At 47.1% G+C, this 13,095-nt stretch carries 8 protein-coding genes; 7 read left to right on the forward strand and 1 reads right to left on the reverse strand.

The window, feature by feature from the left end; translation table 11 throughout:
- Positions 1-38 precede the first annotated feature (38 nt).
- The 7 genes from Q0R17_RS06060 to Q0R17_RS06090 all read left to right on the forward strand — a co-directional run bounded on the left by Q0R17_RS06060 (position 39) and on the right by Q0R17_RS06090 (position 11,527).
- Positions 39-995: a DUF4349 domain-containing protein gene (locus Q0R17_RS06060; protein WP_293932999.1), complete on the forward strand. Its 957-nt coding sequence runs from the start codon at positions 39-41 to the stop codon at positions 993-995.
- Between the two features lie 491 nt (positions 996-1,486).
- Positions 1,487-2,821, forward strand: coding sequence for a CheR family methyltransferase (locus Q0R17_RS06065; protein ID WP_293933001.1), 1,335 nt, complete (start codon positions 1,487-1,489; stop codon positions 2,819-2,821).
- A gap of 12 nt (positions 2,822-2,833) precedes the next feature.
- A complete protein-coding gene (locus Q0R17_RS06070; protein WP_293933003.1) occupies positions 2,834-3,823 on the forward strand; it encodes a chemotaxis protein CheW in 990 nt (329 codons plus the stop codon).
- A gap of 9 nt (positions 3,824-3,832) precedes the next feature.
- Positions 3,833-5,284 carry a methyl-accepting chemotaxis protein gene (locus Q0R17_RS06075; protein ID WP_293933004.1) on the forward strand — a complete coding sequence of 484 codons (1,452 nt, stop codon included), beginning with the start codon at positions 3,833-3,835 and terminating at the stop codon, positions 5,282-5,284.
- Between the two features lie 174 nt (positions 5,285-5,458).
- Positions 5,459-7,759 (forward strand): hybrid sensor histidine kinase/response regulator, encoded by a 2,301-nt coding sequence (locus Q0R17_RS06080; protein WP_293933006.1) that lies wholly within the window; start codon positions 5,459-5,461, stop codon positions 7,757-7,759.
- 1 nt (position 7,760) lies between these two features.
- A complete protein-coding gene (cheB, locus tag Q0R17_RS06085; protein WP_293933008.1) occupies positions 7,761-8,813 on the forward strand; it encodes a chemotaxis-specific protein-glutamate methyltransferase CheB in 1,053 nt (350 codons plus the stop codon).
- Positions 8,810-11,527, forward strand: coding sequence for a response regulator (locus Q0R17_RS06090; RefSeq protein WP_293933010.1), 2,718 nt, complete (start codon positions 8,810-8,812; stop codon positions 11,525-11,527). The genes cheB and Q0R17_RS06090 overlap by 4 nt, the downstream gene beginning before the upstream one ends.
- 74 nt (positions 11,528-11,601) lie before the next feature.
- On the opposite strand, the gene Q0R17_RS06095 is transcribed toward Q0R17_RS06090, so the two are convergent.
- Positions 11,602-13,089: a multicopper oxidase family protein gene (locus Q0R17_RS06095; RefSeq protein ID WP_293933012.1), complete on the reverse strand. Its 1,488-nt coding sequence runs from the start codon at positions 13,087-13,089 to the stop codon at positions 11,602-11,604.
- Between the last annotated feature and the right edge of the window lie 6 nt (positions 13,090-13,095).

Consider the following 13,095-nt stretch of genomic DNA (forward strand, 5'->3'; position numbering starts at 1 on the left):
CGTTGACATTCACCCTAGCTCATTACAAAGGCTTCCCCTTGCAAATCAAATCTCTCCTGATCTGCTTCACACTGATCGCCCTCGCCGCCTGCGGCAAAAAAGAGGAAAGTGTGAATGCGGCAGAATCTGCAGACAGTGCCCAAGTTAGCTCCGTAGCAAACACTAAACAAAAAACGGAAAAAAGCGCAGCGCAACTCGGCTCATTGGCAAATAGCCAGACCGATAGCGAACGCAAATTTATTCGCCATGCAGATGCTAAATTCCAAGTAAAAGATGTATATCAATCAGCACTAGCCATTGAAGATATTACCGCTCAGATGGGTGGTTTTGTTGAGCGCAACAGCATTCAGTCGCGAAAGGAGCGGATAGAACATGAGAAAATTGGCGATGACAAGCTGCTGCAGCTTACGCAATACGTACTTGATGGTGAGCTGGTTTTGCGAGTTCCCAGCGCTAAAACGCAGGAATTTCTGCGCCTAATTGCAGCACAGATTGCTTTTCTGGACGAGCGTACCTTTACCGCAAAAGATGCACAGTTCGATTTGCTCAGGCAAAAAATGGGGATACATTTAAATCAGCAAACCCAGCAACAGCTTGGCGAAGCGGCAGAGCAAAGCAAAAACCAGCGTACAAAAGCAGAAATCATTGTGGCGCAAAACGACAGCACAATGGCCCGTGATGAGGCCATTGTGCGTGAAAAAGAATTCAACGATCAGGTGGCTTTCAGCAGTATCAGCTTGCACCTTTATCAGTTGCCACAGCTTAGTAAAACCGAGCTTCCGAATATCGAATCAGCTTTCGCGCAAAGCCGTCCTAGCTTTTTTACTCGGCTGTGGGCAAGCATTCAGACGGGCTGGCAAGGGGGGCTAAATAGTATTGTTTTCCTGAGCCAAGCTTGGCCGTTGTGGCTGCTGCTACTGGCATTACTTATCGGGCTTAAACGCTATCGCGCCATTCGCCGGGCCCGCGCAGCCAAAGAGCCTATTTCTTCTTAAGCCATTTAAATAAACAGCAGGGAAATCAATTAAATAAGAATTTCCCTGCAAAAATAGCTTTAATAATAATTGAATAAACATTAAACGTATTTTATCGCCATATCCCCCTGTTTACTCTCTGCAATTCCAATCCTATCAACTTAAGGTAAATTTGTTGATCGTTAAATCTTAAGCGATCAAATTAGAGTTGATCTATTGCAAGCGTTGAAACATCGTAGGGCGGGTGCAACTCGCGTTTTTTAGCATGGCTGCGGGCTACACCCGCCCTACGAATCGCAGATTGCTTAAGTTGATAGAATTATCTGCAATTCTCTACCTTAATAGCCCATTCATTTGCTTACGACAATACTCAAAAAAAATATGGTTATTCCAAAAAATACTTACTAATTCACCACTCTATATTAGTTAATAGTTTGACACACGAGCAAAGCCAAACTAGCTTGAGTTATGCTTTTTCACTTACTTAAGTAACAATGAATAAAGAGAAGCCAATGCAAACGGCCTGGTTTGATGATCTCACTCGCTTAGTCCTAAGCCGCACCGGCATTGTTGTGCGTGAGCAGGACAACCTATGCAAAGAGATTGAATCCATCAGCCGCAAGCAGCTAGGACTTAGCCCCGTGGAGTTGCTGGCTGAACTGCAACACAGCAAAACAGCATCCAGCCGTGCTTGGCGTGAACTACTGGCCTTCCTTACAGTGGGTGAATCGTATTTTTTCCGCGATGAGGGGCAGTTTAAGCTACTGAGTGAGCACATTCTGCCCGAGCTACTGGCACAAAATGGCAATAGGCTACGAATCTGGAGTGCGGCCTGCTCCTCTGGCGAAGAGGCTTATTCCATCGCTATTCTCATCAGCCAATTACTGCCTACCTTGGCCATAGGCCAGCGGCCGGATATTCAGATAATCGCCAGCGATGTAAACCAGTTGGTGCTAGAGAAAGCCAAGCAGGGAATTTATAGCGAATGGTCTTTCCGTAGAGTGGATCCAGCCATAAGGAGCATGTATTTTACAAAACAGATAGATGGCTGGAAGATTAATCAAAACATACAGCAGATGGTGAAGTTTTATTATGGCAACTTACAAGAAGACTTACTTCCGGCACCAAGCACCCCATTTCATGATTTTGATTTAATTATTTGCCGCAATGTATTTATTTATTTTCAAGCTGAAACCGTTAGCCAAATCAGCAGTAAATTTGTTGCCTGCTTAAAGGCCCCTGGCTACTTAATAACAGGCCATGGTGAGCTAGGCCTACAGGGTGCTAAAGGGCTAGATATAATAAGTATTGATAATTTGCTGGTTTATAAAAAAAATATATTAATGCCACCCACTCCTGTGCTGCAGCAAATCAATCTAAAACCTCAGGCTCTACCCCCCGCGCTACCGCAAAAAAAACAAGCGCAGCTAAAACCTAAAGCACCCGTGCCCGTTTTTAATGATTTATTACAGCAAGCTAAAAAATATGCAAACAACGGCCAATATGAGCTGGCAACAAAAAATAGCCATGAAGCCATCAAGCTGAATCCCGACTCCCCGCAGCCGCATTTTGTACTGGCGCAAATTGCCGAAGTGCTCGGCAATCGGGCAGAAAGTAAAACCATACTCAAAAAAGCTTTATATCTAGACCACACGTTTCTCCCTGCTTATGTTGAATTATTTAATATTTATATGCATGAAGATAATAAAAAAATGGCAGAAAAAATGCTCGCCAGTGCATTAGATATTGTGCGTTTATTACCAGGCCATACACCGGTGACCCTGTATGACGAAACCAGCGCCAGCGAACTACTGCTAATGCTGGAACAGTTTCAAACCAGTTTATAAATGGCGGCGGCAATGAAAGAATCAGCGAATTTATATTTTGTATTCAGCCTCAAAAATTCGCTGTACGCCATTGACGCGCTGGCGGTGAATATGACTTTCAGTTTGCCCGCCATTCGCCATATGGAAAACGCACCCGCCTATATTGCTGGGGTTATTAATTTACGTGGCAGTATTATTCCGGTCATCGATTTAAATATATTGCTAGGCAAAACACCCCAAGCAAGAAACTTATCTGATGCCGTGCTGGTAATGCAAAACGAGCAAACCCTGCTTGGTATGATTGTGAATGAAGTACTGGATGTCATCAGTATTTCCAACGAGCAGATTGATCTTCCACCGCAGCACGAGGAGCAACAATCGGCCTCTTTTGTGTTGGGAATGGCGCGGGTGGATGAGCAAATTATCAGTATTTTGGACCATCGCCGCCTGATTGCCCGTGAGCTCAACCTTCAAGAATGCAGCGACCCTACACCGGATACCACAAGCGCTAGCGATAGAGTTGTTTTACACAAACGCGCAGCTGAGCTGATCCGCAAAATAGAGGCCGGTAGCGAAGCAGATAGCCTACAGCTGGCCGTAGTTATATTAGGGCAAGAATACTTTGGTATGGATATTCGGAATGTAAATGAATTCACTAAAATTAAAAATATTATCCCACTACCCAATTGCCCGCAGCATGTATTGGGCAATATGAATTTACGGGGCAGTATTCTTACTATTATTGATATCCGCAATACACTAGGAATGCATTCTGAAAACTTTACTCATCAGGCAAAAATAGTGGTGAGTTCTGCAGACGACATTCTGGCGGGGATTGCCGTGGATGATATCGACGATATTGTTCAAATTAGCCAATCCGAAGTAGTGCCTCTGCCCGCATCCGCCCATCCCGATGTCTTACGTTATGTCATGGGAACCGTTCATTACAACCAAAAAGCCATGACAATTTTAAACTTGCCCGAAATTCTAAAAAACAAAGATTTAGTGGTAAACGAACGCTAGGAGAACATCATGTTTGAAGGGATTAAGCTGAAGTACAGCATTTTGCTGGGCTATATTATGCCGCTGCTACTGCTGATTGTAGTGGGCATTGTGGTTTACAAAAATATCAAGGTGGCGGAGGAGCAATCCACTTTGGCGGAAACGGCCACCGAGATTGTCGCCAAAGCCAATACCCTAGAGTTTCATGTTTTAGGCATGCAGGCAGCAGCACGTGGCATGCTGCTGCTTAAAAACGAGAAAGACCATGCTAAGTATCAAGAGCACGCCGCTGATTACACCAAAACCCTCGATTACTTAGAAACTGCAGTACACGACCCTAAGCAGCGCGAACTCTTAGCCAAAATAAAAGAATTTGGCCGAGCACTTAAAGATATCACCGGCAGTGAAGTCAGCCAGATACAGGAAGGTGCACCAGAAGCTGCGATGGCAATATTTCGCTCAGGCAAGGCCGCAGGAGTGGGACATGACTTACAAGCGACACTGGATGAATTTCAAAAAAAGGAATTTGAAATAAAAGACGAGCGACAAAAATTAGCGGCGGATGCTTTCTCCTCGCTGATTTCTGCCCTGATTTACGGCATTATCCTCGCCATTATCAGTGCCGTGTTGCTTGGCCTCTTTGTGGCTTCACGCATCACTCGCACCATCAATATGGCAGTCAGCGCCGCCGCCAGCACCTCTAGTGAAATTGCCGCCACCATCGCCCAACACGAGCGCACGGCCAACCAACAAGCAGCGATGACCAATGAAATGACCTCCACACTAGAAGAGCTATCCGTGTCATCGCGTCAGTCTTCAGATCAATCGACCAATGCCGCCGATATGGCAAAAAATGCCAGCAATATGACCGAAGACGGCAGCGAGGCGATACGCCAAGTCGTTGAAGCCATGAATGGCCTGAAAGTAAAAATTGGCGCAATTGCCGAGCAAATACTGTCCCTTTCTGAGCAAACGGGGCAAATTGGCACCATTACTGAGCTGGTCAAGGATCTTTCTAACCAGATCAATATGCTGGCTTTAAATGCCGCGGTAGAGGCAGCAAGGGCGGGCGAGCATGGCAAGGGGTTTTCTGTCGTTGCCGCTGAAGTGCGCAAGCTATCGGTAGAAAGTAAAAAATCTGCAGAGCAGGCCAAAGGCATTGTGTCAGGCATCCAAAAAGCATCTGACACCACCATTATGCGCACCGAGGAAGGCACACGAAATATTGAAAGCGTGATGAGCATCGTTGCCAAGGTGAATGATCTGTTTGAATCAATTTCCAGCTTATCCAACCAAGTTTACCAAAGCAGTCAGCAAGGGGCGCTGAACGCAAAACAACAAACCGCCGCAATTGCCGAAGTGGTTGGAGCGGCCAACACCATGAACGCCGGAGCAAAAGAAACCGCCGCCGGCATCACCCAGACCAAGATCGGAATACAAAACCTGAACGAGGCCAATAACAAGCTAAAAGCGATTGTTTGATGGAGTGCCATTCCAAACCCAAATCTTGAACCACGGAGTTGAGGAGAACACGGAGTTACACGGAGAAATGCAAATCTGGATTTTCTCCGTGATCCTCCGTGTTCTCTGTGGTTCAAGATTTGGGTTTTAACAAGGGCACGCTAAGCCTTGTACGTGGTAAAGATCGGAGGCCCTATGATTGAAGATAGCGAGATGCGTGATTTATTCCGCATTGAGAGCAGTGAACACCTGCAGGCGATTGAAGATGGCTTACTAAAAATTGAGAAAAACCCTGACAACCTAGCCTTATTAGAAGAGCTATTTCGCGAGGCGCATAGCCTGAAAGGCGCTTCGCGCATGCTGGAGCTGTACGATATCGAGCGGATTTTCCATCGTTTTGAAGATATCTTAGGTAAGGCTCGAACCGGCACATTGCGCATAGCGGTTGAAACCATAGACGGCATGTGCAAATCACTGGATGCCATCCGTAAATTAGTCGATGAAGCGGTTAATGGCGGCATTGCCGATGTGGATGTCACCGAAGTACTGGCCTCACTGCAAATACCCGACGACGCAGCGCCTCCTGCTTCGCAGCCCACTACACCCACCCCCATCAAAGCCTGCGAACCTGCTCCACCGGAGCTCATCACCGCTGTGGACAATCAGCTTGCTGCTGCTCCAGCAGACGAGACAGCATCACCAGCCGAAGTACTCCCCATACAGCAAGTAGATGAGCTATTTGATGTCAGCAAAGCCATTCTCAGCAGTAAAGCCAATACCGAGCAGTTTGTGATTGAAACCATCCGCGTGGAAACCCGTAAGCTAGATATGCTGATGACCCATGCCGGTGAGCTAACCGTGGCCAAAATTCGCATCGCTAGGCGGCATACCGAGCTAGAAGAGCTGCAAGAAAAATGGGAGCAAATCTACTTAAGCATGAAGAGCTCCGAACAAAAAAAACCGCATTTACTCACGATGCTGGATCAGTACTCGGGCCATTTAGAAAACTTAGTCAGCGCCGCTTGCGAAGACAGCGCAAGGCTAAATTTTGTAAGCGGCGAGCTAGAAGAAGGCATACGCACCATACGACTGCTGCCGCTTTCCACCATTTTTAATTTATTCGGGCTCATGGTCAGAAAGCTCTCCCGTGAGCGGGCCAAAGAAGTAGAGCTGCATATTGAAGGCGGCGATATCACCGCAGATAAACGTATTTTGGAGGAAATGAAAGACCCACTGATGCACATTCTCAGAAACGCAATTGATCATGGCTTAGAGCTACCTGCTGAGCGCATCGCCAAAGGCAAACCCGCTGCAGGCCACATTCGGCTGAAAGCTTATCAATCATCTGCCAATATTGTGATCGAGATCGAAGACGATGGCCGCGGCTTAGATTTGCAAGCCATCAGAAACTCGGCCGCCAAAACGCATTTATGGCGCAGCGAAGAGCTGGCCGCCATGAATGATGAGCAGGTTATGGGGCTGATTTTTATGCCGGGTTTCTCTACCAGCAGCTTTGTTTCCGATGTGTCTGGGCGGGGCGTTGGCATGGATGTGGTGCGTGCCAATGTAGAAAAACTCAAAGGCTTGGTTAGCGTCTCCTCTGTGCCAGGCCGCTCGTGCACGATTAATATCAGGCTGCCATTAACACTATCCACTTCACGCGTGCTGATCGTGCTGGCCAATTCCATAAAATATGCCGTGCCGGTTGAATATGTTTTGAAATCCTATCCCTTGGCCAAAAAAGAGTTATTTAGCGTTGAAGGACATCTGGCCACCATGTTTGAAGGTAAGGCGGTGGCAGTGGCCAGATTGCTGGATTTACTCCGTTTTAAACGCAATGATTTTGTGCCGCTAGCGCCTGAAGGGCAAAAAGCCGAAGAATCATCGCCCTGCATTATCATGGAAGCGGGGGGTGAGCGCTTTGGCCTGATCGTCGATGAATTACTTGATGAACAAGAAATCGTTTTGAAATCACAAAGCGCCCTGCTAAAACATATCAGCGATTTATCCGGCGTCACCATTTTAGGCACGGGTGAAGTATGCATGGTGCTCAACCCGCCTGATTTTGTGACTAAATTAAAACATCAAGCCAACCAAACCGTCGCTACCAGCAAGCAAGAAACCGAACATAAAAAACAACTGATATTACTGGTTGAAGACAGCCTAACCACCCGTGCCCAAATGAAGCGGATTTTGGAATCAGGCAATTATGAGGTAGTTATGGCCGTTGATGGTGTAGACGCTTACAGCAAGCTGGATACGCGTCCCTTTGATGCCATTGTGAGTGATATCAATATGCCCAATATGGATGGCTTAACGCTGGTGCAAAAAGTAAGAAGCCATAAAAAGCATACCGAGCTGCCTATTGTGCTAGTGACCATGCTCTCCACCGAAGAAGATAAAAAACGCGGCATGGAAGCCGGTGCCAATGCCTATATATCCAAAGCCGCTTTCGAGCAAAAACTATTGCTTGATACCCTCAAAAGACTGGTGTGAAATGCAGGCAGCCAAAACGCGCGTATTGTTAGTCGATGACTCCCCCATCGCCATCCGTATTCTGATAAAAATACTGGCGCAGGCCGCAGATATTGAAGTCATCGGCAGCGCCAGCGATGGCAAGCAAGCTTTAAAAATGATAGCCAGCCTTAACCCCGCCGTAGTCTGCACCGATTTTCATATGCCAGGAATGGATGGCTTAGAGCTGATACAAAACATCATGACGCATCATCCTCGCCCTATCCTAGTCATCAGCGTATCGGCGCAGCCAGGCTCAGCTAATGTGTTTAAACTACTCGAAGCCGGAGCTTTAGATATTGTCACCAAGCCTAAGCTAGAGCAGGAAGGCATCTATGGTGAAATAGCCCGCGAACTCATCAGTAAAATCCGCATTCTGGCTGGCGTTCATGTTTTTCGGCGCAAAGCGCCAGGCCAGCTCCTGCCCACCGCTAGCATCTCGGCGCAAAACGATAATCGCCTATTAATTATTGGCTCATCCACCGGCGGCCCGCAGGCCTTGCTCACCATTTTGTCGCAACTGCCTGCAGATTTTCCCCTGCCCATCGTTTGCATTCAGCATATCAGCGATGGCTTTTTGCATAACCTGATCTCGTGGCTGGGGGAAAAATGCGCCTTAAACTGCCAGATTGCGCAGGCAGGAACCGCCCCGGTGGCGGGCAATGTTTATTTTCCACAGGAAAGAATGCAGCTAGAGTTTGATGCTTATGGTCATTTTTTAATCCGCAACAACACCCCTAATAAGGGGCATTGCCCCTCAGTCAGCACTACAATGCAATCAGCAGCTGAGCAGTTTGGTGACAAACAGATCGCAGTTTTACTGACAGGAATGGGAGATGATGGTGCGGATGGTATGTTAGCAATTAGTAAGGCTGGAGGAACCACCATTGCCCAGAGTGAAAGCAGCTGCGTGGTTTTTGGCATGCCTAAACAAGCAATCGCGCTAGGAGCGGCCAAACGGATACTGGCCTTAGATGATATTGCCCCGCACTTAACCGGCCTGTGCTGCCGTGAAGCTAGGAGCACCGCAAAATGAGCGCATTGGATAACGGCCCAGTCACTTCAGTGTTAATTGTTGAAGACAGCGCCATTCAAGCCACCATGCTGAAACGTATTTTGTTGGCGGAAGGCTACCAAGTCTTGCTGGCAAAAAATGGCAGTGAAGGATTAGAAATAACACGCAATCAACAGCCAGATATTGTAATCAGCGATATCAATATGCCCAATATGAATGGCTTTGAGCTATGCCATCAAATAAAACAAAACCCCATCCTACAAGATATTCCAGTTATTTTGCTTACTTCATTAACTGATGTAAAAGACGTGATTAAAGGGCTAGATTGCCAAGCTGATAATTTCATGACCAAGCCTTATGACACTGGCGATTTACTGCTACGAATTAAATACATGTTGCTTAGTCGGGATATGTATAAAAACTATGAAGAAGCTGAAGGTGTGCCGGTATTTTTCTCTGGCGAAAAATACTCAATAAAATCAGATAAGCAACATATTCTAAGCTTATTGCTGTCTATTTATGAAACAGCAGTACAGAACAATAATAAACTTTTAGAAATGCAGGAGCATATCCGCGCAGCAAATGAGAAACTGGAGCAAAAAGTCGCGACAAGAACCATTGAATTATCTAAAAAAGTAGCAGAACAGCAAGAAGCAGAAAAAAAAATACTCAGGCTTAATATGGAATTAGAGAGCCGAGTAGAAGAGCGCACTGCACAGTTAAAACTAAGCTATGACGATTTAGAAAAAGCCCGTGATGCGGCAGAACAGGCCACCAAGGCTAAAAGTGAATTTCTTGCCTCAATGAGCCATGAAATCCGCACCCCAATGAATGCAATTATCGGCCTTTCGCATTTGGCGCAAAAAACAGATTTAACTGAAAAACAAAGAGACTATATAAACAAAGTGCAAGGTGCTGGCAAGCATTTACTAGGCATTATCAATGATATTTTAGATTTTTCTAAAATAGAAGCTGGAAAATTAGACATAGAAAACGTTGATTTCTCATTAGAAAAGGTCATGGATAATGTTGCAAATCTGATCAGTGAAAAAGCCGTTGTCCGAGGTTTAGAATTAGTTTTTGATATTGACCGTGATTTGCCAAAAAACTTAATTGGCGACCCCACCCGCCTTGGCCAGGCACTTATCAATTATGCTAATAATGCAGTTAAATTTACCGAACAAGGTGTTATCAAAGTTATTATTAAAGTAAAAGAAAAAACAGAGCATGATGTCTTTGCTTACTTTGCGGTAAAAGACACTGGCATTGGGCTAAGCAAGGAGCAAATCGGTAAATTATTTCAGTCTTTTCAACAGGCTGATTCCAGCACCACGCGCAAATATGGCGGCACTGGATTAGGGCTAGTTATTGCCAAAAAATTAGCCGAATTAATGCAAGGTGATGTAGGTGTAGAAAGCGAGCCAGGCAAAGGCAGTACATTCTGGTTTACTGCCCGCTTAGGGATTGCAAAAAACACCACTGCCTTTTTAACCCCAAAGCCTGATTTGCGTGGCCGCAATATCTTAGTTGTTGATGATGTAGAAAGCGCCCGCGAAGTCATGCACGATTTATTAGCCAGCATGTCATTTAAAGCCACCGCGGTCGATTCAGGCCAAGCCGCATTAGCCGCCATCCGCCAGCAGAATGCGCAACACACGCCCTTTGATGTGGTGCTTGTCGACTGGAAAATGCCAGAAATGGACGGTCTTACAACGGCGCAGCACATTTTTGCCATGAATTTATCCCCACCGCCCAAAGTCGTGATGGTGACGGCTTATGACGGTGGCGATCTGCAACCCCAAGCTCAGGCCATTGGTATTAAAAATATTTTAGTTAAGCCGGTGCAGGCTTCGCAATTATTTGACATGGTGATTCGGGTATTAAGCGATAGCGCAGAAAAAATGGATCGCTATCAGCCTGCCGCAGAAAAACACCCGCAGGATCTGTTTAAAGGGAAACGTATTTTACTAGTAGAAGATAATGAGTTAAATCAGCAGGTTGCCAGTGAAATATTATCTGCTGCCGGCATCGTGGTGGCGATTGCCGATCACGGCGAAATGGCTTTAACTATGGCGCAGGCAGCCATTTACGATGTCATTCTGATGGATATGCAAATGCCCGTTATGGATGGCATCACTGCAACCCGCGAAATCAGAAAAATTGAGCGGCTAAGCCGTATTCCCATTCTGGCCATGACCGCAAATGCCATGCAAAGCGACCGAGATAATTGCACCGCAGCGGGGATGAATGATTTCATCACCAAGCCCATAGACCCTGACACACTTTGGCAGGTATTACAAAAATGGTGCACCCCTGCCACCGCAGGTCCAGCTGCAGCTCCGCCCCCCGCTGCTGTCTTGCCCAAACCTATTCCAACCAAGCTGCCATCCCATATTGAAGGCCTGAATGTTGAAGAAGGTTTGCGCCTGTGCATGGGAAAACAAGATCTTTATTTGTCTATTCTGCGCAAATACACCATTGCACAAAAATCAACCGCCGAAGAAATAAGCGAGGCACTTAAACAAGATGACTGGGCCACTGCCGAGCGCTTAGCTCATACCTTAAAAAGCACATCAAGCTACGCAGGTGCTGATTTTGTGCAGGAGCTTGCCGCCATGCTAGAAAACGCCCTCAAAAACCATACCAATAGACAAGATATAGATAATCTAATCAACACGCTGGGCGTTATTTTGGCGATGTTAATTCAAGAGCTGGAAGTCCAACTCGAGATTTAAACCGCAGGCTACCTTGCTTGGCTGGATATCCATCATCATTATTTGGCGGCCAGATTCCGCGGGCCGCCATTACCTTACTTCACCAGCACCTGCCCCATCATGCCTTGCCCTTCGTGCTCCAAAATATGGCAGTGAAACATGCGCAAACCTTTGTGCTGCTGCGTCACTAAAATACGGGCGCTTTGCTGGGGTAGCAGATTAAAAGTATCTATCAAAGCACGCCATGGAGCGGGGCTGGTTTTGCCTTTGAGCGTGCTATCTATCATTTCAAACTGCATACCATGCAGATGAAATGGGTGATCCATATGCGAATCGTTAAAGATCTCCCATAACTCGGTATCCCCTACTCGGCTGACAAGATCGACCCGCTGCATATCGTAGCTTTTGCCATTTACCAAAAACTGCATGGCATGCTGGCCGCCTTCCATGCTCATGGTTTCGCTAAAAACCACCCGCTTTTCAGCCACGGGAATGCGCTTGGGTGGCAAGCTGCGTAAGCGCTCTGGCAGTTTGACGCTGCTGCCTTGGGTGAATTGAATGCTGGCCAGCGTAATGTCTTGCTCAGGCGCAACGGCCCCCATTTTATGCCGCTCGTAAGCCATGGCCATTAAACTGATTTCACCTTCCACCCCTGCCACAAGCCATTCTGCACGCGACCCTGGTGCTAGCAATAGCTCATCTAGCTGCTGGGCTTTTTCCAACAAACCGCCATCTGAACCCAGCAGAATGATTTTTCTGCCAGGCATAGCTAGGCGCAGATAACGAGCGCTGCAGGCATTCCAAATGCGCCAGCGCTGCGCTTCCCCCACTTTAATTAGCGGCTGGCGCTGGCCATTAACTAATACAAACTGCCCTTCTCGGCCATTCATCCAGTCATTCATGCTGTTGTCTGGAATGCTGCCATCGGCAGCGAGTTTTAGATCAGAGATCACCAAATGCTGCTCGGGCAGATACGCCAGCACATCGTTTTTAGCCCGCACAATAAATAGCCCAGCTAAGCCGCGATAAACTTGCTCCGCCGTATCCCCATGCGGGTGCGGGTGATACCAATACGTGCCTGCGCAGCCCTTAGGCAGCGTAAATCGATACAGCCGCTCGCCCCCTACCGGCACCGCATCTTGCGGGTTGCCATCTTGATCAGATGGCACCGGCAAGCCGTGCCAGTGCACCGTGGTGGGCTGAGCTAACTTATTAATAAAGCGAATCTCTACGCTATCGCCCTCAAAAGCCTCAATCAGCGGACCAGGGATATGCTGGTTATACGCCCATACCGTGGTCTTTTTACCTGGCAGCAGCTCTACTTCATAAGGCTCTGCCGTGAGTGTTGCGGCCACCACACCTTTTTTGGAGCTAAGATTAGGCAAGCGATATAAAGCAGCATGGGGCTGGCCAGCTGGCAGCGCATCGGCGGCCAGCTGCGGTAGATTATCTGCCGCTATTTTCAAAGGCACACTCGGCATTTGGCTATGCGCGCCATGCTGCATGGCAGCCCAAAGCGGCTTTGATATCAGCGCAAAGCCTGCTGATACAAGGCTGGCGTGTAAAAAATGTCTGCGATCCATATCAAC

The sequence above is a fragment of the Iodobacter sp. genome (genome assembly GCF_025352645.1).
Classification (GTDB): domain Bacteria; phylum Pseudomonadota; class Gammaproteobacteria; order Burkholderiales; family Chitinibacteraceae; genus Iodobacter.

Excerpts from the sequence above, each read along its gene's own strand:
- Q0R17_RS06065 (WP_293933001.1), top strand. The coding sequence starts at position 1,487 with ATGCAAACGGCCTGGTTTGATGATCTCACTCGCTTAGTCCTAAGCCGC.
- Q0R17_RS06070 (WP_293933003.1), top strand. The coding sequence starts at position 2,834 with ATGAAAGAATCAGCGAATTTATATTTTGTATTCAGCCTCAAAAATTCG.
- Q0R17_RS06075 (WP_293933004.1), top strand. The coding sequence starts at position 3,833 with ATGTTTGAAGGGATTAAGCTGAAGTACAGCATTTTGCTGGGCTATATT.
- Q0R17_RS06080 (WP_293933006.1), top strand. The coding sequence starts at position 5,459 with ATGATTGAAGATAGCGAGATGCGTGATTTATTCCGCATTGAGAGCAGT.
- cheB (WP_293933008.1), top strand. The coding sequence starts at position 7,761 with ATGCAGGCAGCCAAAACGCGCGTATTGTTAGTCGATGACTCCCCCATC.
- Q0R17_RS06090 (WP_293933010.1), top strand. The coding sequence starts at position 8,810 with ATGAGCGCATTGGATAACGGCCCAGTCACTTCAGTGTTAATTGTTGAA.
- Q0R17_RS06095 (WP_293933012.1), bottom strand. The coding sequence starts at position 13,089 with ATGGATCGCAGACATTTTTTACACGCCAGCCTTGTATCAGCAGGCTTT.